Annotated in this window: 12 protein-coding genes and 3 pseudogenes; all 15 read left to right on the forward strand. The window is 69.5% G+C overall.

Annotated elements, in window-relative coordinates:
* Positions 1-106: 106 nt before the first annotated feature.
* Positions 107-2820 (forward strand): annotated as a pseudogene (gene acnA / locus M2266_RS27290) (aconitate hydratase AcnA).
* Positions 2821-3273: 453 nt separating this feature from the next.
* Positions 3274-3993: pseudogene (locus M2266_RS32460) on the forward strand (extracellular solute-binding protein); the annotation flags it as partial.
* A gap of 250 nt (positions 3994-4243) precedes the next feature.
* Positions 4244-4666, forward strand: coding sequence for a hypothetical protein (locus tag M2266_RS32465; protein ID WP_346780968.1), 423 nt, complete (start codon positions 4244-4246; stop codon positions 4664-4666).
* A gap of 81 nt (positions 4667-4747) precedes the next feature.
* Positions 4748-5680, forward strand: a complete 933-nt coding sequence (locus M2266_RS27300; protein ID WP_277440563.1) for a sugar ABC transporter permease — start codon at positions 4748-4750, stop codon at positions 5678-5680.
* A gap of 13 nt (positions 5681-5693) precedes the next feature.
* Entirely contained in the window at positions 5694-6638 is a 945-nt protein-coding gene (locus tag M2266_RS27305) for a carbohydrate ABC transporter permease (protein ID WP_277440564.1), read from the forward strand.
* Between the two features lie 499 nt (positions 6639-7137).
* The gene (locus tag M2266_RS27310) at positions 7138-8352 is read left to right on the forward strand and encodes an ROK family transcriptional regulator (RefSeq protein WP_277440565.1); all 1215 of its coding nucleotides are present in this window, start codon (positions 7138-7140) and stop codon (positions 8350-8352) included.
* A 150-nt stretch (positions 8353-8502) separates the two neighbouring features.
* Positions 8503-9573 carry a substrate-binding domain-containing protein gene (locus tag M2266_RS27315; protein WP_277441380.1) on the forward strand — a complete coding sequence of 357 codons (1071 nt, stop codon included), beginning with the start codon at positions 8503-8505 and terminating at the stop codon, positions 9571-9573.
* A gap of 213 nt (positions 9574-9786) precedes the next feature.
* Positions 9787-10575, forward strand: coding sequence for an ATP-binding cassette domain-containing protein (locus M2266_RS27320; RefSeq protein ID WP_277440566.1), 789 nt, complete (start codon positions 9787-9789; stop codon positions 10573-10575).
* Positions 10572-11865: pseudogene (locus M2266_RS27325) on the forward strand (sugar ABC transporter permease). Before M2266_RS27320 ends, M2266_RS27325 begins: the two are co-directional and overlap by 4 nt.
* 195 nt (positions 11866-12060) lie before the next feature.
* The gene (dxs, locus tag M2266_RS27330; protein WP_277440567.1) at positions 12061-13989 is read left to right on the forward strand and encodes a 1-deoxy-D-xylulose-5-phosphate synthase; all 1929 of its coding nucleotides are present in this window, start codon (positions 12061-12063) and stop codon (positions 13987-13989) included.
* Positions 13990-14242: 253 nt separating this feature from the next.
* Positions 14243-15676: an amino acid permease gene (locus M2266_RS27335; RefSeq protein ID WP_277441381.1), complete on the forward strand. Its 1434-nt coding sequence runs from the start codon at positions 14243-14245 to the stop codon at positions 15674-15676.
* A 20-nt stretch (positions 15677-15696) separates the two neighbouring features.
* Positions 15697-17235 carry a glycosyltransferase gene (locus M2266_RS27340; RefSeq protein ID WP_277440568.1) on the forward strand — a complete coding sequence of 513 codons (1539 nt, stop codon included), beginning with the start codon at positions 15697-15699 and terminating at the stop codon, positions 17233-17235.
* A 91-nt stretch (positions 17236-17326) separates the two neighbouring features.
* A complete protein-coding gene (locus M2266_RS27345) occupies positions 17327-18133 on the forward strand; it encodes a thioredoxin domain-containing protein (protein ID WP_277440569.1) in 807 nt (268 codons plus the stop codon).
* A gap of 139 nt (positions 18134-18272) precedes the next feature.
* Positions 18273-19565 (forward strand): peptidoglycan-binding protein, encoded by a 1293-nt coding sequence (locus tag M2266_RS27350; RefSeq protein WP_277440570.1) that lies wholly within the window; start codon positions 18273-18275, stop codon positions 19563-19565.
* Positions 19562-20578 carry an SPFH domain-containing protein gene (locus tag M2266_RS27355; RefSeq protein ID WP_277440571.1) on the forward strand — a complete coding sequence of 339 codons (1017 nt, stop codon included), beginning with the start codon at positions 19562-19564 and terminating at the stop codon, positions 20576-20578. Before M2266_RS27350 ends, M2266_RS27355 begins: the two co-directional genes overlap by 4 nt.
* Positions 20579-20630 lie beyond the last annotated feature (52 nt).

The raw sequence follows: 20630 nt of genomic DNA on the forward strand, positions 1-20630 counted from the left end.
CATACCTAACTTAGCGCTCACCTTAGCGGATCGGCATGGAGTCGTGCCGGTCGTGTCGGCAGGATTGCGCTGGTACGCGCGAATTACATGCATGAAGGAGACTGTCGTGTCGGCGAACAGCTTCGACGCCCGCAGCACGCTGCAGGTGGGCGACGAGTCGTACGAGATCTTCAAGCTGGACAAGGTCGAGGGCTCCGCCCGCCTTCCCTACAGCTTGAAGGTCCTGCTGGAGAACCTGCTCCGCACCGAGGACGGCGCGAACATCACCGCCGACCACATCCGGGCCATCGGCAACTGGGACTCGAGCGCCCAGCCCAACCAGGAGATCCAGTTCACGCCGGCCCGCGTGATCATGCAGGACTTCACGGGCGTGCCCTGCGTGGTGGACCTCGCCACCATGCGTGAGGCCGTCAAGGAGCTCGGCGGTGACCCGGCGAAGATCAACCCGCTGGCCCCGGCCGAGCTGGTCATCGACCACTCCGTGATCGCCGACAAGTTCGGCACCCCGGAGGCGTTCGCGCAGAACGTGGAACTGGAGTACGGCCGGAACCGGGAGCGCTACCAGTTCCTGCGCTGGGGCCAGACCGCGTTCGACGAGTTCAAGGTCGTCCCGCCGGGCACCGGCATCGTTCACCAGGTGAACATCGAGCACCTGGCCCGCACCGTCATGGTCCGCAACGGCCAGGCGTACCCCGACACCCTCGTCGGCACCGACTCGCACACCACCATGGTCAACGGCCTCGGTGTGCTGGGCTGGGGCGTCGGCGGCATCGAGGCCGAGGCCGCGATGCTCGGCCAGCCGGTCTCCATGCTCATCCCGCGCGTGGTCGGCTTCAAGCTGACCGGCGAGCTGCCGGCCGGCACCACCGCCACCGACCTGGTGCTGACGATCACCGAGATGCTGCGCAAGCACGGCGTCGTCGGCAAGTTCGTCGAGTTCTACGGCGAGGGCGTCGCCGCCACCTCGCTCGCCAACCGCGCCACCATCGGCAACATGTCGCCGGAGTTCGGCTCCACCGCCGCGATCTTCCCGATCGACGACGAGACCCTGAAGTACCTGCGGCTGACCGGCCGCGACGCGCAGCAGGTCGCGCTCGTCGAGGCCTACGCCAAGGAGCAGGGCCTGTGGCTGGACCCGGCCGCCGAGCCGGACTTCTCCGAGAAGCTGCAGCTCGACCTCTCCACGGTCGTCCCCTCCATCGCCGGCCCGAAGCGCCCGCAGGACCGGATCGTCCTCGCCAACGCCTCGCAGCAGTTCGCCCAGGACGTGCGCAACTACGTCGAGGACGACGACGAGGCCGGCAAGGAGTCCTTCCCGGCCTCCGACGCCCCGGCCGCCACGAACGGCGTGCCGACCCGTCCGACCCTGGTCACCCTCGCGGACGGCACGTCCTTCGAGATCGACCACGGCGCTGTCACCGTCGCCGCCATCACCTCCTGCACCAACACCTCGAACCCCTACGTCATGGTCGCCGCCGCGCTCGTGGCCAAGAAGGCGGTGGAGAAGGGTCTGACCCGCAAGCCGTGGGTCAAGACCACCCTCGCTCCGGGCTCGAAGGTCGTCACCGACTACTTCGACAAGGCGGGCCTGACCCCGTACCTCGACAAGATGGGCTTCAACCTCGTCGGGTACGGCTGCACCACCTGCATCGGGAACTCCGGTCCGCTGGACGAGGAGATCTCGAAGGCGATCAACGAGCACGACCTGGCCGTCACCTCGGTGCTCTCCGGCAACCGCAACTTCGAGGGCCGGATCAACCCGGACGTCAAGATGAACTACCTGGCGTCGCCGCCGCTGGTCGTCGCGTACGCGATCGCGGGCTCCATGAAGGTGGACATCACCAAGGACGCGATCGGCGCCGACACCGAGGGCAAGCCGGTCTACCTCCAGGACATCTGGCCCACCGAGGCCGAGGTCAACGACGTCGTGGCCAACGCCATCGGCGAGGACATGTTCAACAAGTCCTACCAGGACGTCTTCGCCGGCGACGCGCAGTGGCAGGCGCTGCCGATCCCGACCGGCAACACGTTCGAGTGGGACAGCGAGTCCACCTACGTCCGCAAGCCCCCGTACTTCGACGGCATGACGATGGAGACCACCCCGGTCACCGACGTCGCCGGCGCCCGGGTGCTGGCCCTGCTGGGCGACTCGGTCACCACCGACCACATCTCCCCGGGGCCGGTGCGATCAAGGCCGACACCCCGGCCGGCAAGTACCTGACCGAGCACAACGTCGAGCGCCGTGACTTCAACAGCTACGGCTCCCGCCGCGGCAACCACGAGGTCATGATCCGCGGCACCTTCGCCAACATCCGGCTGCGGAACCAGATCGCACCGGGCACCGAGGGCGGCTTCACCCGCGACTTCACCGTCGAGGGCGGACCGGTGGCGTACATCTACGACGCCTCGCAGAACTACCAGGCCGCCGGCATCCCGCTGGTCATCCTGGCGGGCAAGGAGTACGGCTCGGGCTCGTCCCGCGACTGGGCCGCCAAGGGCACCGCGCTGCTCGGCGTCAAGGCCGTCATCGCCGAGTCCTACGAGCGCATCCACCGCTCGAACCTGATCGGCATGGGCGTCCTGCCGCTGCAGTACCCGGAGGGCGTCACCGCGGCCTCCCTCGGCCTCACCGGCGAGGAGACCTTCTCCTTCACCGGTGTGACCGCGCTGAACGACGGCGGGATCCCGGAGACGGTGAAGGTGACGGCCGGCGACGTGGAGTTCGACGCCAAGCTGCGCATCGACACCCCCGGCGAGGCGGACTACTACCGCAACGGCGGCATCCTGCAGTACGTGCTGCGCTCGCTGATCACCAAGTAGGCACCCACCGAACACGGGCCGACGGCCCGCGGCGGTCGTCCGGACGGACCGCACCCCTCACCCAGGGGTGCGGTCCGTCCGCGTTTGTCCTTCAAGAACTGAACGCGAGGCGGGTGATCAATGGTAGATAAGTGAAGGCAAGTGCCTACTGTCCGAGGAGGTTCCACAAACGGAGTCAGTCCCTCCGCGTTTCGGCCAGGTCTCAACTCGGGAAAGCTTCACGGCCAAACGGGCTTTCGATCTTGCCCTCTCAGCGAGAAGTGGACTATACCTGTCGCGTCCAGGGAAGCCCGCGAGCGCGGGACGGGGCGGGGGGATCGACGGGCCGAGAACGCCCGCTCGTGCAGGACCCTCCCCTCGGTGGATGGCAGCATCACTGAAGCTTCATCTGTTCGCGGGCGCCGGCGGATTCCGCTGCACCGCATGAGTCCTGTAGAGGGCGAGGACTTGAGCATGGGATCCGAACTGAACCGCCGGAGTCTGATCAAGCGGTCCGCGGCTGTTGGCCTGGTGGCCCTTCCGTCGGCCGGTCTGCTGAGCGCCTGCGCGTCCAGCGGCGGCGACACCAAGTCCGGCGAAGCCGACAAGGGCACGGTCTCGAAGGACAATCCCTTCGGCGTGAACGACACCAAGGCCCTGGACATCGTGGTGTTCGACGGTGGCTACGGCCACGACTACGCCACCGCGCTGGGCAAGCTGTACGAGACGAAGCACAAGGGCTCCAAGTCCAGCGTGCTGCCGACCCAGGACATCAGCGGCAAGCTGCAGCCCCGTTTCAACAACGGCACCCCGCCGGACGTCATCGACGACTCGGGCGCCAAGCAGATCAAGCTGGACGTCCTGGACAAGGCCGGGCAGCTCGCCGACCTGACGCCGCTGCTGGACGCGCCGTACATCGACGACCCGAGCAAGAAGATCCGCGACGTGCTCCAGCCGGGCACGATCGACACGGGCATGCTGAACGGCAAGTTCAAGCAGCTCAGCTACATCTACACGGTGTGGGGCCTCTGGTACTCCGGCAAGCTCTTCAAGGAGAAGGGCTGGAAGGAGCCGAAGACGTGGGCGGACTTCATCTCGCTCTGCGGTGAGATCAAGGCGGCCGGCATCGCGCCCTTCATCCACCAGGGCAAGTTCCCCTACTACATCAACGTCGTGATCCTGGACCTGCTCGCCAAGAACGGCGGCCCGGAGCTGCAGAAGCGCGTCGACGCCCTGGACGGGACCGTCTGGGACGAGCCGGCCGCCAAGGGCCGCCGTCGAGGCCGTCTACCAGATCGTCGACAAGGGCTACCTGTACCCGGGCACCAACGGTCTGACGCACATCGAGTCCCAGACCCGGTGGAACGAGTACAAGGCAGCCTTCATCCCCTGTGGTTCCTGGCTGGAGAACGAGCAGCTGAAGTCCACCCCGAGCGACTTCGACATGAAGTTCATGCCGATGCCGTCGCTGCCCGGCGACAAGCTCCCCTACGAGGCCATCCGCGCCGGCGCCGGCGAGCCCTTCGTCGTCCCGGAGAAGGCGGCCAACAAGGCCGGCGGTCTCGAGTTCCTGCGCCTGATGCTGACGAAGGAGGGCTCCGGCAAGTTCGCCGCCGCCGCCAACTCCCTCACCGTCCTGAAGGACGGCGTCGGCGCGGACGTCCAGCTGCGCCCGGGCACCGCCTCGACGGTGACCGTGCTCAAGGCGGCGGGTGCCAACACGTTCAACTACAACTACCCGAACACCGCGAGCGCGTTCGGAACCGACCTGGAGACCATCAGCGGCGAGCTGATGGCCAAGCGCATCACCCCGGCCCAGTGGCTGCAGAAGGCGAAGGAAGCCGCGGCGAAGGCCAAGAAGGGCTGACGCAGCGACACCGATCGGCGGGGGAGCGGATCAGTCCGCTCCCCCGCCGGCACAGCCCGTCGATCAGGAGCAGGATGATCCATGCAGCATCGTAAATACCCCTTCATTGTGGGCTTCCTCATCGTTCCGCTGGTCCTGTACATCACCTTCGTGGTCTGGCCGTACATTCAGACGTTCGGCTACTCGCTCACGGACTGGTCCGGACAGTCGCAGACCTTCAACTTCGTGGGCTTCGACAACTACACCAAGCTCTTCCACGACGACGTGTTCGTGACGGCGATCGAGCACAACATCCTGCTGCTGATCTTCCTGCCGGTGATCACCATCCTGCTGGCGCTGTTCTTCGCCTTCATGGTGAACGTCGGCGGCCGCGAGACCTCGGGGGGCGTCCAGGGCGTCCGCGGGGCCGGGTTCTACAAGATCATCTACTTCTTCCCGCAGGTCCTGTCGGTGGCCATCCTCATCGTGCTGTTCGGCGCGGTCTACCGCAGCGACGGGGCCGGTCTGCTCAACGGCCTGCTGCTGAAGCTGCACCTGATCGACGCGTCGAACCCGATCGAATGGCTCAACAGCCCGAACCTGGTGCTGTGGTGCCTGCTGGCCGTGCAGGTCTGGGCCGGCGTCGGCTTCTACCTGGTGCTGTTCTCCGCGGCGATGACGTCCATCCCGAAGGACATCTACGAGGCGGCGCTGCTGGACGGCGCCGGGCGCTCGCAGACGTTCTTCAAGGTCACCCTGCCGCTGCTGTGGGACAGCATCCAGACGTCCTGGGTCTACATCTCGATCTTCGCGATGGACTTCTTCGCCCTGGTGTCCGGTCTGACCACGGGCACCGGCTACGGCGGTGGACCCGACCACCACAGCGAGGTCATGGCGACCTATCTGATGCGCAACTTCCTGTTCTTCGGGAAGAGCGGCTACGCCTGCGCGCAGGGCGTCATCATGATGCTGCTGACCTTGATCGTTTCCGCTGTCACGCTCCGGGTCTCCCGCCGTGACCGCATCGAGTTCTGAGCGGGGAAGCATCATGACCACACCTACGACGGAGCCCAAGACCGGACTCCAGGGCGCGGTCCCCGTGCAGGGGATCACACCGCGGGACGTGTCCGGTGGCGGCCCGAAGCGTGACGGCTCGGGTGGCCGCGTACTCAACGTCTTCTCGCACGGCTTCCTGGCCCTGTGGGCGGTGATGATCATCTTCCCGCTCCTGTGGATCATCGTCAGCGCGTTCAAGAACAACGCCGAGATCGGGAACAGCGCCTGGTCCTGGCCGTCGCACTGGGGCTTCGACGCCTTCACCCGCGCCTGGGACAAGGGCATCGGCGACTTCTTCCTGAACACCCTGATCGTGATGGTGTTCTCGGTGCCGCTGACGATGCTGCTCGGGTCGATGGTGGCCTACGTGCTGGCCCGGTACGACTTCCCCGGCAACCGGTTCATCTACTTCCTGTTCGTCGGCGGGGCGATGTTCCCGTACTTCCTGGCGCTGGTGCCGCTGTTCTTCATGGTGAAGAACCTCGGCATGCTGAACACGTACCAGGGGCTGATCCTGGTGTACGTCGCGTACTCGCTGCCGTTCACGGTGTTCTTCATGCACTCGTTCTTCCGGACGCTGCCGACCGCGATCCACGAGGCGGCGGTGCTGGACGGGGCCTCGCACAGCAGGGTCTTCTTCAGCATCATGATGCCGTTGGCCAAGCCCGGCCTGCTCAGCGTCGGCATCTTCAACGTGCTCGGCCAGTGGAACCAGTACGTACTGCCGGTCACGCTCATGCAGCAGCAGCACAGCACCGACCCCGATCACTCCATGCTCGCGCAGGGGTTGGTGAACCTGGCGCTGGCGCAGGGGTACGCGGGCGACTACCCGGCCCTCTTCGCCGGCATGGTGATCGCCATGCTGCCGGTGCTGGTGGTCTACCTCTCGTTCCAGAGCCAGGTCCAGGCGGGCCTGACCGCGGGGACGCTGAAGTAACGCCTGCCATGCGGCGGGCGCCCCGCGGCCTCCGCCTCGTGGCGACAGCGACCGCGTGCCGCACCACGGCCCGGGTACCGGTGATCGCACCGGTACCCGGGCCGCGGCGTTGCCGGAGGGATGCCGGGCCCGCCCGGACGCTGCCGTCTCCGCGCCCGGACGCTGCCGTCTCCGCGCCAGGACGCTGCCGTCCCCGCACGGCGCCGTCCGGCACCGGGCACGATCACCTTGTGTACGGGCTCGTCCGCCGAGTCCGGCGCGGAAGGGCCGCCGGGCCGGGCCGGGTCTTCCCTCCGTGACGTCCTGAGGTGCTGAGGGGGCGCGGGCGACCTGTGACGCATCGGGCTTTCCGTCGCAGAATGGTCTCAGCCCTTGACGGGACATCACCCTAAAGGCTCAGCTTAGGGTTCACATGTTGTAGACGACGGGGTCTCATTGGTGCGGCCTCGTCCGTTCGGGCGGCGGTTTGTACCGCCTGCCGAGGCAGGAGTGGATGGTCGTGGAGACTCCGGGATCGCAGTCATCGCTGCACCGGGCCAATCTCGAGCGCGTGGTGCGCGCCGTACGGTTGGCAGGCTCGCTCACCCAGGCGGAGATCGCCCGGAGTACCGGGCTGTCCGCCGCCACGGTCTCCAATATCGTCCGGGAGCTGCGGGACAACGGAACGGTGCAGGTCACGCCTACCTCCTCGGGGGGAAGACGGGCCCGCAGCGTTGCGCTGTCCGGCGATGTCGGCATCGTCGTCGGCGTGGACTTCGGCCACTCCCACCTGCGGGTCGCGGTGGGGAACCTGGCGCACCAGGTGCTGGCCGAGCAGTCCGAGCCCATCGACGTGGACGCCTCCGCGTCCCAGGGCTTCGACCGGGCCGAGCAGCTGGTCGCCCAGCTGATCGAGTCGACCGGCATCGGCGTGGACAAGGTGCTCGGAGTCGGCCTCGGTGTCCCCGGCCCCATCGACGTGGAGTCCGGGGCGATCGGATCGACCGCGATCCTGCCCGGCTGGAGTGGCATCAACCCACGTCAGGAGCTGTCCGACCGACTCGGCATGCCCGTGCAGGTGGACAACGACGCCAACCTCGGGGCGCTCGGCGAACTGGTGTGGGGCGGCGGCCGCGGGGTGCGGGACCTGGCCTACATCAAGGTCGCCAGCGGCGTCGGCGCGGGCCTGGTGATAGACGGCCGGATCTACCGTGGCCCGGGCGGCACGGCGGGCGAGATCGGGCACATCACGCTGGACGAGTCGGGCCCGGTGTGCCGCTGCGGCAACCGCGGCTGCCTGGAGACCTTCACCGCCGCCCGCTACACCCTGGAACTTCTGCGCAGCAGTCACGGCGCCGATCTGACGGTGCCGCGCATGGTGCAGTACGCCCGCGAGGGCGATCCAGGCTGCCGCCGGGTGATCGCGGACGTGGGGCGGCACATCGGCATGGGCGTGGCCAGTCTCTGCAACCTCCTGAACCCCAGCAGGGTCGTTCTCGGGGGCGATCTCGCGGAGGCCGGCGAGTTGGTGCTGGGGCCGATCCGGGAGTCGGTGGCGCGCTACGCCATCCCCAGCGCGGCCCGGCAGTTGTCGATCGTCCCCGGCGGTCTCGGTGCCCGCGCGGAAGTGCTCGGCGCGCTGGCCCTGGTGCTGAGCGAAATGGGCGATTCGACCCTTCTTGATGGGAATGCTCCCGCAGCGGTCCCGGCGCTTTCGGCGCAGCGACCTGCATAACCCTGGGTTCACACAGCTAACGATCCGCGCCGTTGCCATCTCGTTAAGTGTTTACTTATTGACGGCATGGCAACGGCGGAGTTGACTCACGTGAACCTCGGCCGCAGCGTTGCGGCCTCGTCAGGGAGGCACCTCAAAATGAACGCAATGATGCGTCGCGCCGTTATCGGCTCCGTTGCCGTAACGATGGCCCTGTCCGTGGCCGCGTGCGGCAAGGCCGGAGACGACAAGAAGTCCGACAGCAAGGACAACTCGATCGGCCTGCTCCTTCCGGAGAACGCGACGACGCGGTACGAGAAGTTCGACCGTCCGCTGATCGAAGCGAAGATCAAGGCGCTCTGCTCCGACTGCAAGATCGAGTACGCCAACGCCGCGGGTGACGCAGCGAAGCAGGCGCAGCAGGTCAGCAGCATGATCACCAAGAAGGTCAAGGTCCTCATCCTGGACCCGCAGGACGCCGTCGGCATCAAGTCCTCGGTCCAGGCGGCCGTGGACGCGGGCATCAAGGTCGTGGCGTACGACCGCTTCGCGCAGGGCCCGGTCTCGTCCTACGTCTCCTACGACAACGAGAAGGTCGGCGAGCTGCAGGGCCAGGCCCTCCTGGACTCCCTGGGCGCCAAGGCGACCCCGACTGCCAACGTTGTCATGATCAACGGTGACGACGCCGACCCGAACGCCGCGATGTTCAAGGCCGGTGCCCACAAGGTGCTGGACGGCAAGGTCAAGATCGCGTACGAGCAGAGCGGTCTGTGGAAGGACACCGTCGCCAACCAGAAGGTCACGGCGGCCATAACCCAGATCGGCGCCAAGAACATCGCCGGTGTCTACTCCGCCAACGACGGCATGGCCGGCGGTATCGCCACCGCCCTCAAGGGCGCCGGCATCAACCCGCCGCTGACCGGTCAGGACGCCGAGCTCCCCGGCATCCAGCGGATCCTCGCGGACCAGCAGTACAGCACCATCTACAAGGCCTACAAGCCCGAGGCCGACGCGACCGCCGAGATCGCGGTCAAGCTGCTCAAGGGCGAGGACATCAAGTCCGTCGCCGACATCACCGCGACCAGCGGCTCCGGCACCACCGTGCCCGCCAAGCTGTTCACCGCGGTGTCGGTGACCAAGGCCAACATCAAGGACACGGTCGTCAAGGACCAGCTCTACACCGTGGCCCAGATCTGCACCGCTGACTTCGCCGCCGCCTGCAAGGCTGCCGGCATTCAGTAAAAACCCCGGGGCCCGACGGGCCCCCGGTTCCGTAGAGCCTGTCCGGCGCCCCACCCACCATCCATACCCCGCTGCGGGTGGGGCGCCGGGCGGAAACGCTTACGGGACAAGGGTCTTACCCCCACGTTCTGACTTTGTCATCCTGTGCTTCTTGCACGTCCTTCCGCGCCTCTCGCAGGGCGCGGCATCCCCGCCGGTCAGGCGGCGAAGGAGATGGTTCACGTGTCCGCTACGCCCGTGTTGGCGTTGCGCGGAGTCTCCAAGCGATTCGGTGCGGTGCAAGCCCTCACCGATGTCGAGCTGGAGGTCCATGCCGGAGAGGTCGTCGCGCTGGTCGGCGACAACGGCGCCGGTAAGTCCACTCTGGTCAAGACGATCGCCGGTGTGCACCCGATCGACGAAGGCGTCATCGAGTGGGAGGGTTCGCCGGTCGCCATCAACCGGCCCCACGACGCCCAGGGTCTCGGCGTCGCCACCGTTTACCAGGACCTCGCGCTGTGCGACAACCTCGACGTTGTCGGCAATCTCTACCTCGGGCGCGAACTGCGCCGTGGGTTCGCGCTCGACGAGGTGACGATGGAGCAGCGCGCCCGCGAGCTGCTCGACACCCTGTCGATCCGCATCCCGAGCGTCCGGATCCCGATCGCGAGCCTTTCCGGTGGTCAGCGCCAGGTCGTCGCGATCGCCCGCGCCCTGATCGGCGACCCGAAGGTCGTCATCCTCGACGAGCCGACCGCCGCCCTCGGCGTCGAGCAGACCGCCCAGGTCCTCGACCTGGTCGAGCGGCTGCGCGAGCGCGGTCTCGCCGTCATCCTCATCAGCCACAACATGGCCGATGTGCGCGCCGTCGCCGACACCGTCGCGGTGCTGCGGCTGGGCAAGAACAACGGTTCCTTCCCGGTGAAGGACACCTCGCACGAAGAGATCATCGCCGCGATCACCGGGGCCACGGACAACGCCGTGACCCGTCGTCAGGCGCGCACCACGGAGGCGGCCAAGTGAGCGACAAGACGACACTCTCCAAGCAGGAACCGACGGCCGACGAGCCGCCGGCCGCGGTGGCGCAGGCCATCGACCCGCGGCTGCTCGTCCGCGAGCAGGGCTTCCGCGGTTACCTCTCGGAGTTCAAGCGCAAGCTGCGCGGCGGTGAGCTGGGCTCGCTGCCCGTGATCGTCGGCCTGATCATCATCTGGACCGTGTTCCAGTCCCAGGACAGCCTGTTCCTGAGCGCCGGGAACATGGTCAACATCACCTACTTCCTGGCCGCGACCGGCATGCTCTCCATCGGGCTGGTCTTCGTGCTGCTGCTCGGGGAGATCGACCTGTCGGTCGGCTCGGTCAGCGGTCTGGCGGCCGCGGTCTTCGCCGTCCTGTCCACGACGCACCATGTGAACCCGATCCTGGCGTTCTTCCTGACGATCGTCACGGGTGTCGTCATCGGCGTGATCCACGGGTTCTTCTTCGCCAAGATCGGCGTGCCGGCGTTCGTCGTCACCCTGGCCGGCTTCATGGGGTGGAACGGCCTCATGCAGTGGATCCTGGGCGACACCGGGAGCCTGTCGATCCAGGACAAGGGGCTGATGCACCTTCTCGGCCAGCGCTCGTTCTTCATGGACGCCGACATCGCCGGCGCCTACCTGCTGGCGGTGCTCGGCACCGTCTCGCTGCTGGTCGGTTCGCTCATCGAGCAGAGCCGCCGCCGCAAGGCCGGCGTGCCGTTCCGGCCGACCAGCGAGATCGTGATCCGAGCCGCCGCGCTGGCCGTCGCGGCCTTCGTGTCCGCGTACGTCCTCAACCGCGCCGCGGGTGTGCCCAACGCCCTGGTGATCTTCCTCGCCGCGCTGGTCATCTGTGACTTCGTGCTGCGGCGCACCTCGTACGGCCGCAAGATCTTCGCGGTCGGCGGCAACATCGAGGCGGCGCGCCGCGCCGGTATCAACGTCGCGATGATCCGCATCTCGGTCTTCGCGATCTCCGGCGGCTTCGCGGCGCTCGGCGGTCTCTTCCTGGCCGCCCAGACCTACACCGCGACGCTCGGCGCGGGCAGCGGCAACCTGCTGATGCTCGCCATCGCGGCGGCCGTCATCGGTGGCACCAGCCTCTTGCGGCGGGCGCGGCAGCGTCTGGTCGGCGCTGCTGGGCATGCTGGTCATCCAGTCCATCCAGACCGGTCTCGACCTGCTGAACATGAACACCGCGCTCCAGTACATGATCACCGGTGGCGTGCTGCTCGCCGCCGTGGTCATCGACTCGGTGTCGCGCAAGACGCAGAAGGCCTCCGGCCGCGCGTAACGCTCCATCGCACACACCTCCGCATGACGGCGGTGTGGCGGCACCGGCCCGGTGCGGGGATGATCATCCCTGCACCGGGCATTCGTGTTGCCGGGTGGACCGCGGGTGACAAACGTCGCACGGGGCGCTCCACGGCGCCGCACGCGGAACATTAGACTCGACGGATCGACCAGTTCGACTGCATAGGAGGCACGGGTGCCGCTGCTGACCCGTATCAAGGGACCGCGCGACCTCGACCGGCTCAGCCAGGAGCAGCTGGTGGAGCTGGCGGGCGAGATCCGTACCTTCCTCGTCGACGCGGTCTCCAAGACCGGCGGACACCTGGGCCCCAACCTCGGTGTGGTGGAACTGACCATCGCCCTGCACCGGGTCTTCGACTCACCGCGGGACAAGGTGCTCTTCGACACCGGGCACCAGTCCTACGTGCACAAGCTGCTCACCGGGCGGCAGGACTTCAGCCGGCTCAAGAGCAAGGGCGGCCTGTCCGGCTACCCCTCGCGCGCCGAGTCCGCCCACGACGTCATCGAGAACAGCCACGCCTCGACGGTGCTCGGCTGGGCCGACGGCCTGGCCAAGGCCAACGAGGTGCTCGGCAGGCAGGACCACGTGGTGGCCGTCATCGGTGACGGCGCGCTGACCGGCGGGATGGCCTGGGAGGCGCTGAACAACATCGCCGCCGCCGGGGACCGGCCGCTCGTCATCGTCGTCAACGACAACGAGCGCAGCTACGCCCCGACGATCGGCGGACTCGCCGACCACCTCGCGACGCTGCGCACCACCGACGGCTACGAGCGCTTCCTGTCCCGCACGAGGGACCTGCTGGAGCGCACCCCGCTCATCGGGCAGCCGCTGTACGAGACGCTGCACGGCGCCAAGAAGGGCCTCAAGGACTTCATCGCCCCGCAGGGCATGTTCGAGGACCTGGGCCTGAAGTACGTCGGCCCGATCGACGGCCACGACGTGGAGGCGCTGGAGTCGGCGCTGCAGCGCGCCAAGCGCTTCGGCGGCCCGGTCATCGTGCACTGCCTCACCGAGAAGGGCCGCGGCTACCGCCCGGCCGAGCAGGACGAGGCGGACCGCTTCCACGGCATCGGGCCGATCCACCCGGACACCGGCCTGCCGATCGCCGCCTCCGGCGCCGACTGGACCTCGGTCTTCGGCGAGGAGATGGTCAAGCTCGGCCGCGAGCGCGAGGACATCGTCGCGATCACCGCCGCGATGTTGCAGCCGGTCGGCCTGGACAGGTTCGCGAAGGTCTTCCCGAACCGGGTCTACGACGTCGGCATCGCCGAGCAGCACGCCGCCACGTCGGCGGCGGGCCTGGCCACCGGCGGGCTGCACCCGGTCTTCGCGGTGTACGCGACGTTCCTGAACCGCGCGTTCGACCAGGTGCTGATGGACGTGGCGCTGCACAAGTGCGGCGTGACCTTCGTCCTGGACCGGGCCGGTGTCACCGGCACCGACGGCGCCTCGCACAACGGCATGTGGGACATGTCGATCCTCCAGGTCGTGCCCGGCCTGCGGATCGCCGCCCCGCGCGACGCCGACCAGGTCCGCGCCCAACTGCGCGAGGCCGTCGAGGTCGATGACGCGCCCACCGTCGTCCGGTACTCCAAGGGCGCGGTCGGCCCGGCGGTCAAGGCCGTCGGCCGGGTCGGCGGCATGGACGTGCTCCGCAAGGCGCCCGAAGGGGAGCGGCCCGACGTCCTGCTGGTGTCGGTCGGCGCCCTCGCCCCGATGTGCCTGGAGATCGCCGACCTGCTCGACGCCCAGGGCATCACCACCACCGTCGTCGACCCGCGCTGGGTCAAGCCGGTGGACGCGGCGCTGCCCGGACTCGCGGCCGGACACCGCGTCGTGGTCACCGTCGAGGACAACTGCCGGGTCGGCGGCGTCGGCTCGGCGATCTCCCAGGCGCTGCGCGACGCGGACGTGGACATGCCGCTGCGCGACTTCGGCATCCCGTCGGAGTTCCTGGACCACGCTTCCCGCAAGGAGGTCATGGCCGAGATCGGGCTGACCGCGCCCGACATCGCGCGCCAGGTCACCGGCCTGGTGGCGACGATCGACGGCCGGTTCGGCGAGCGCGTCGACTCGGCCGAGCCCGCGGCGGTCAGCGACTGAGGTCGGCTCCGCGGAACTGGCGTACGAGGGGGTCCACCCATCCGGGTGGACCCCCTCACGCATTGGCCCAGGCATAGGCGCGCCTATTCGGGTGAAGCGACCCACGGGAGTGGAGTGGCGACTGCCGACGCTCCCCACCCTGTCGGCAGGACGAACAGGAGGCGCGCCGGTGAGTACGAGTACGCAGCAGAACCCGCCCTCGTCGGGCAGGAACCCGAACGGAGTGTTCCGGACCAAGTCCGTCGAGCAGTCCATGCGGGACACCGAGGAACCGGAACATGCGCTCAAGCGGTCCCTGTCGGCCCTGGACCTCACCGTCTTCGGCGTCGGCGTCATCATCGGCACCGGCATCTTCGTGCTCACCGGCACCGTGGCGAAGGACAACGCGGGGCCCGCGGTCGCCCTCGCCTTCGTCGTGGCCGGGGTGGTGTGCGGGCTCGCGGCCCTCTGCTACGCCGAGTTGGCCTCCACGGTCCCGGTCGCCGGGTCCGCGTACACCTTCTCCTTCGCCACCCTCGGCGAGCTTCCGGCGTGGATCATCGGCTGGGACCTGGTGCTGGAGTTCGCGCTGGGCACGGCGGTGGTGGCGGTCGGCTGGTCGGGCTACGTGCGGTCGCTGCTGGACAACGCGGGCTGGCACCTGCCGCAGGCCCTGTCCGGTACCAGCGACGCGAACGGGTTCGGGTTCGACCTGTTGGCGTTCCTGCTGGTGCTGCTGTTGACCGGGGTGTTGGTGCTCGGCATGAAGCTCTCCGCGCGGGTCACCTCGGTGATCGTCGCGATCAAGTTGGCCGTGGTGCTGCTGGTCATCATCGCGGGCGCGTTCTTCATCAAGAGCGCCAACTACAAGCCCTTCATCCCGGACGCGGTCGCCTCCGCCAAGGCGTCGGGCCTCAAGGCACCCCTGATCCAGACGATGTTCGGCTACGCGCCGACGAGCTTCGGCGTCCAGGGCATCTTCACCGCCGCGGCCGTCGTCTTCTTCGCCTTCATCGGCTTCGACATCGTGGCGACCGCGGCCGAGGAGACCAAGAACCCGCAGCGGGACATGCCGCGCGGCATCCTCGGCTCGCTCTTCATCTGCACGGCGCTGTACGTCGCCGTGTCGATCGTGGTCACCGGTATGCAGAAGTACACCGAGCTGTCGGTGGACGCGCCGCTCGCCGACGCCTTCAAGGCGACCGGGCACCCGTGGTTCGCCGGCGTCATCAGCTTCGGTGCGGCGGTCGGCCTCACCACGGTCTGCATGATCCTGCTGCTCGGCCAGACCCGGGTGTTCTTCGCGATGAGCCGCGACGGGCTCATTCCCCGGTTCTTCTCCAGGGTCCACCCGCAGTTCCGCACGCCGTACCGCTCGACGGTCCTGCTCGGCGTGCTCATCGCCGTGATCGCGGGCTTCACCAGCATCTCGGAGCTGGCGGCGCTGGTGAACATCGGCACGCTGTTCGCCTTCGTGCTGGTCGCGGTCGGCGTCGTCATCCTGCGCCGCAGCCGGCCCGACCTGCCGCGCTCCTTCCGCACCCCGTGGGTGCCGGTGCTGCCGATCGTCTCGGTGGGCGCCTCGCTGTGGCTCATGCTGAACCTGCCGAGCCAGACCTGGGTGCGGTTCGGGATCTGGATGGTGATCGGTGTCGTCGTCTACTTCCTGTACGGCCGAAGCCACAGTCGGTTGAACAAGGACGCCTGACCGACGGTACGTTGTCAGGCGTGCCATCGGCCCCGAAGACGACGAGCGCCGCCACCGCCGCCCTCCCCGCCCCGTCCGAGCCGGCCGGCGGGGGCGCCCGGAGCCGCCGGAACCGGCGGCTCCGGGCGCCGGACCGCTACTGGGTGCGGCTGACGGCGGCGCTGGCCGTACTCGCCGCCCTCGTGCGCGTTCCGTCGTTCCTGCGCCCGGTCTGGAACCCCGACGAGGGCTACCTCGCGGTCCAGGCACGGATGCTCGCCCACGGCGGGGTGCTCTACGACACCGTCGTCGACCGCAAGCCGCCGCTGCTGCCCTGGCTCTACGAGGGGCTGTTCGCGGTCTTCGGCGACGACTCGCTGTGGCCGCCGCGCGCCGCCGCCGTCGTGGCCCAACTCGCCACCGCCCTGCTGCTCGCCTCCGTCGCCCGCCGCCGCTGGGGCGGCCGGGCGGGTGCCGCCGCGGGCGCGGGGTACCTGCTGCTCTCCATCGGCCTGGCCCCCGAGGACACCCAGGCCGCCTCCTTCGGCGTGTTCATGCTGCCGTGGACCGCCCTGGCCTTCTGGGCGGCCGACCGCCGCCGCTGGGGCCCGGCGGGCCTGGCCGTCGCGGGCGCGGCGCTGACCAAGCAGACCGGCGGCGCGGTGCTGCTGCCCGTGCTGTGGATGCTGTGGAGCGCGCGGCGGGCGCCCGAGCCGCCCGGCCGGGCCGCCGCCCTGCGGCTGCTCGCCGGCTGTGTCCTGCCGGTGGCGGCCGTCGCGATCCTGACCGGCCCGTCCCGGTTCGTGTTCTGGACGGTCACCGGTTCCGGCTCCTACGCCTCCGCGTCCGGTGCCTGGGGCGTGGCGCTGGGGCGCGGCCTGGGGAACGCCGGGATCCTGGCCGCGGCGGGGGCGGCCTTCATCGTCCCGGCGGTCCTCGCGGCGGCCCGCGGGGGCGGCGCCGGACGGCTCACCGCCGATCTGTGGGTCTGGCTGGGCGCCTCGGCGCTCGGCGTCGTCTTCGGCTTCCAGTTCTACGGCCACTACTTCCTGCAGTTGATCCCGCCGCTGGTGCTCATCGGGGTGGGCGCGCTGCGCGGGCTGCCGCGCTGGTGGCCCGCGGCCATCGCCTGGACGGTGCTCGCGAGCGCCGCATTCGCCGTCTGGGGCCTGACCGCGCCGCGGACCGAGTTGGACCACGCCGACGCCGTCGCCGCAGCCGTACGGGCCCGCACCGGCCCAGGGGAGACCGTCCTGGTCTGGGGGATGCACCCCGAGCAGTACTGGCTCTCCGGCCGGGCCCCCGCGAGCCGCTATCTGACGGCCGGCTTCCTGACGAACTTCAGCGGCGGCCGCGGCGGCGCACGGGTCGGGGAGCGGTACGCGGTCCCCGGCGCCTGGCGCACCTTCGGCGAGGAGGCGGCGCTGCGCCCGGCCGACCTGATCGTCGACGACTCGCGTGGAGCGCCGTACGCCCCGGCCCTGACACCGACCCTGCGGCGGATGCTGGACACTGGGTACCGTCCCGTGGACACCGTCGGCGGCGCGGTCCTGTACGCCCGGCTCCCGGCTCCTCGCTAGCTCCCGCCAGGGCCCCTGGGGCCGGTCGCGACGCGTCCCGGTGGTATACAGGCGACTTGGCAGAGCACGTTGATCGAGGTGGCGGTTTTTCATGACGGAGTCCAAGGGACTCAAGGACCGGAACGACACGGCGGACTCCGGGGCGGCGCCCCGCAAAAGTCTCCTGCAGCGCTGGCGGCCGTATGCCGCGGGCATTGTGGTGCTCGCGGTGGTGTTCGGGGCATCCGCGGTCATCGGCGCGCACGTGCGCGGTGCGAAGGCGGACAAGGTGAAGCCGCCCGCGAACGCGGCGGGTCCGGACGGACAGGCGAAGCTGGCGGTGCCGGTGCGGCCGAGCGTCCCGGTGACGCTGACCGTGTTCGAGGACCTGCGCAGCCCGCAGTCCAAGGCGTTCGCCGAGGAGTACGCGGACACCTTCCAGAAGCTGCTGGCGACCGGACAGGTGCAGATCCAGTACCGGCTGGTCACCCGCACCGACGCGCGGCTGGGCGGCCACGGCTCCCGTGAGGCCGCCAACGCGGCCGCGTGCGCCCAGGACCAGGGGCGGTTCACGCAGTTCGTGCAGCAGGTCTGGAACCGGCAGCCGGATCCGTCGGACGACGCGCTGAGCAGCCAGAGTCTGCTGAAGGAGCTGTCGGAGAAGGCCGGGAAGATCGACGAGGGCAAGTTCGTACCGTGCCTGAAGGGCGACGACCACGAGGGCTGGGTCGCGAAGTCCGACGCCGACTTCGTGGCGGGCGTCTACGGCGAGGTGCCGGTCCTCCAGATCAACGGCGAGACGCTGCCGGACGTCCAGAAGACGCTGACGCCGTCGAAACTGCGCTCGCAGGTGGAGAAGGAGGCCAAGAAGGTGTCCGACGAGACCGCGCCGTCGGGGCAGCCGAGCCTCGCGAGCTGAACCCCTTCCCGAACGCTTTCCCACTCCTCCGTGACCGGGCACGTCCTCGGCTGGCTCAGACATATCCGACAATCCGTCAATTTTCTGACGAAATCGGGTATCAAGGGCATGTGACGTCCGATCACGGAGGAGTGTGCGCATGTCCATACCGCTGTTCGACGACGTAGAACCGCTCTCCGGCTGCATCTGCGAGGAGTGCGCGCGACAGCGCCTCACCGACTCGGTGACGCGCGACACCGGTACGTGCGGCAGCGCGACCGCGGCCACCCGGGCGATCGTCGTGGCCGCCGCCGCCGGCACGGCCGTCAGCTGCGCGGCGGGCGCGGTCGCCGCGGCCACCGCCCCCAGTGCCGCCACCCGTTCCGTGCTCGGCCAGGCCCGCCTCGCGGCGCCGGTGACGGCCCCGCTGCATCTGACGCGGGACCAGATCCTGGACCGGGCACAGCTCTGGGTCGACGCCCAGGTGCCGTACAGCCTGTCCGCCTTGTGGTCGGACGGGTACCGCCAGGACTGCTCGGGCTTCATCTCCATGGCCTGGGGTCTCGGCACCAACGCGTGGACCGGCAGCCTGCCGGAGTACGCGACGCGGATCGAGCGGGACGCCCTGCAGCCCGGCGACATCCTGCTGTTCCACAACCAGGCGAACCCGGAGAAGGGCTCGCACGCCGTCATCTTCGGCGGCTGGGCGGACTCCGACCACCGCCTGTACACCGCGATGGAGCAGACCCAGCCGCACACCCGGGTCCAGACGACGCCCATGGCCTACTGGACCAACTCCGACAAGTACGTGGCCTACCGGTACAAGTACCTGGTGTCCGGCACCGGCGACCCCGCGCCGGGCGGCACCGGCACGACGGGCAACCCGGGCACCCCAGGCGGCACCGGCACGCCGGGGAGCAACGCCTACCCCGGGGCCCGCGCGTTCGGGCCCGGCGCGAACAACGCGGCCGTCACCCGACTGGGCACCCTGCTCATCTCCCGCGGCGCCAGGTCCTACTACGTCGTCGGCGCCGGTCCGCTCTGGAGCGTGGCCGACCGCGACGCCACCAAAGCCTTCCAGCGCGCCCAGGGCTGGTCCGGCGGCGACGCCGACGGCCTGCCGGGACCCGCCACCTGGGAGTACCTGGTGGACGGCGCCGGCCGGAACATCCCCGCCGGCGCTCCCGTGACGCGGCCGACCGGCGGTTCCACGGCACCCCGCTACCCCGGCGCCGCCTCCTTCCGCCGCGGGCAGTCCAACGACCACGTGCTGACGCTCGGGCGGCGGCTCGTCGCCAGGGGCTTCGGCAAGAGCTACCGCGTGGGCCCCAGCCGTACCTGGGGCGAGGCCGACCGCCGCGCCGTCGAGGCGTTCCAACGTGCCCAGGGCTGGTCCGGGCGCGACGCGGACGGCTACCCCGGACCGGAGACCTGGAGACGACTCTTCCTGTGACGACTCACGCCCCCACCGCGGACGCGGCCCTGGCCGCCACCACCGTCCTGCCCGCCGTCATCCCCACCGCCGCCGTCACGCCGTCCGCCCGCACCATCACCGTCTCCGACCTCGTCGAGAGGCCCGGCCGCTGCCTGCCGGGCTGGACCGCGGCGCTCACCGCGCTGGTCGCGGCCGTCGTCGGCGGCTGGCTGCTGTGGCGGACGGGCGTGCTGCCCGAGCGGCTGGCCGGCCACACCGTGCTGCCCGGGGCGCCGGCACCCCGTGACCTGACCGGCCTGTGGGGCGCGGTGCTGCTGCTCGGCGCGCTGGCCGCGTTCGCCGCGGGCGGCCTCACCCGCGGCCGTCCCGGCAACGTCTGGGTGCTGACCCGGCACGGCGCCTACCAGGGCAGCGTCCGGGACACCGGCCTGCTGTGGATCAGCCCGCTGCTCGGCCGCCGCCGGATGGACGTCAGCCTGCGGCACTGGCGCAGCCGCGCGATCGAGACGGTCGACGCGGACGGCACCCCGCTGCACGTCGGCGTCCTGATCGTCTGGCGGGTCCGTGACACCGCACGGGCCGCCTTCGCCATCGACGACCACGCGCGCTACCTGCGCGAACAGGTGGAGTGTGCGGTCGCCCGTGCCGTCTCCCAACTGCCCGTCGACGACTTCCGCGGCTCGGGGCCGACCCTGCGCGACTCCGAACGCCTCGGCGACCAGCTCACCCGGCTGCTCGCCGCCGACATGCGCCCGGTCGGCGTCGAGGTCTTCTCGGCGCAGCCCGTACGCCTGGAATACGCGCCCGAGGTGGCCGGCGCGATGCGGCGGGCCCAGGTCACCGCGCTCGACGCCAAGCACCGCCGGGCGGTGCTCGACGACGTGCTCGCGGCGGTCGCCGAGACGGTGCGCGGCCTGACCGACCGCGGGCTGGTCCAACTCGACGACTACGAGCGGAGGTCGCTGGTCCGGGACCTGACGGTGGCCTTCTACACGGCGCGCGGGCCGGTGGCCGAGGCGCCCAGGAAATAGCGGTGCCAAGGAAGAAGCCCCCGGCGGGGTCCTGACCAGTTGCGGTCAGGAC

Source organism: Streptomyces sp. SPB162 (genome assembly GCF_029504575.1).
GTDB lineage: Bacteria > Actinomycetota > Actinomycetes > Streptomycetales > Streptomycetaceae > Actinacidiphila.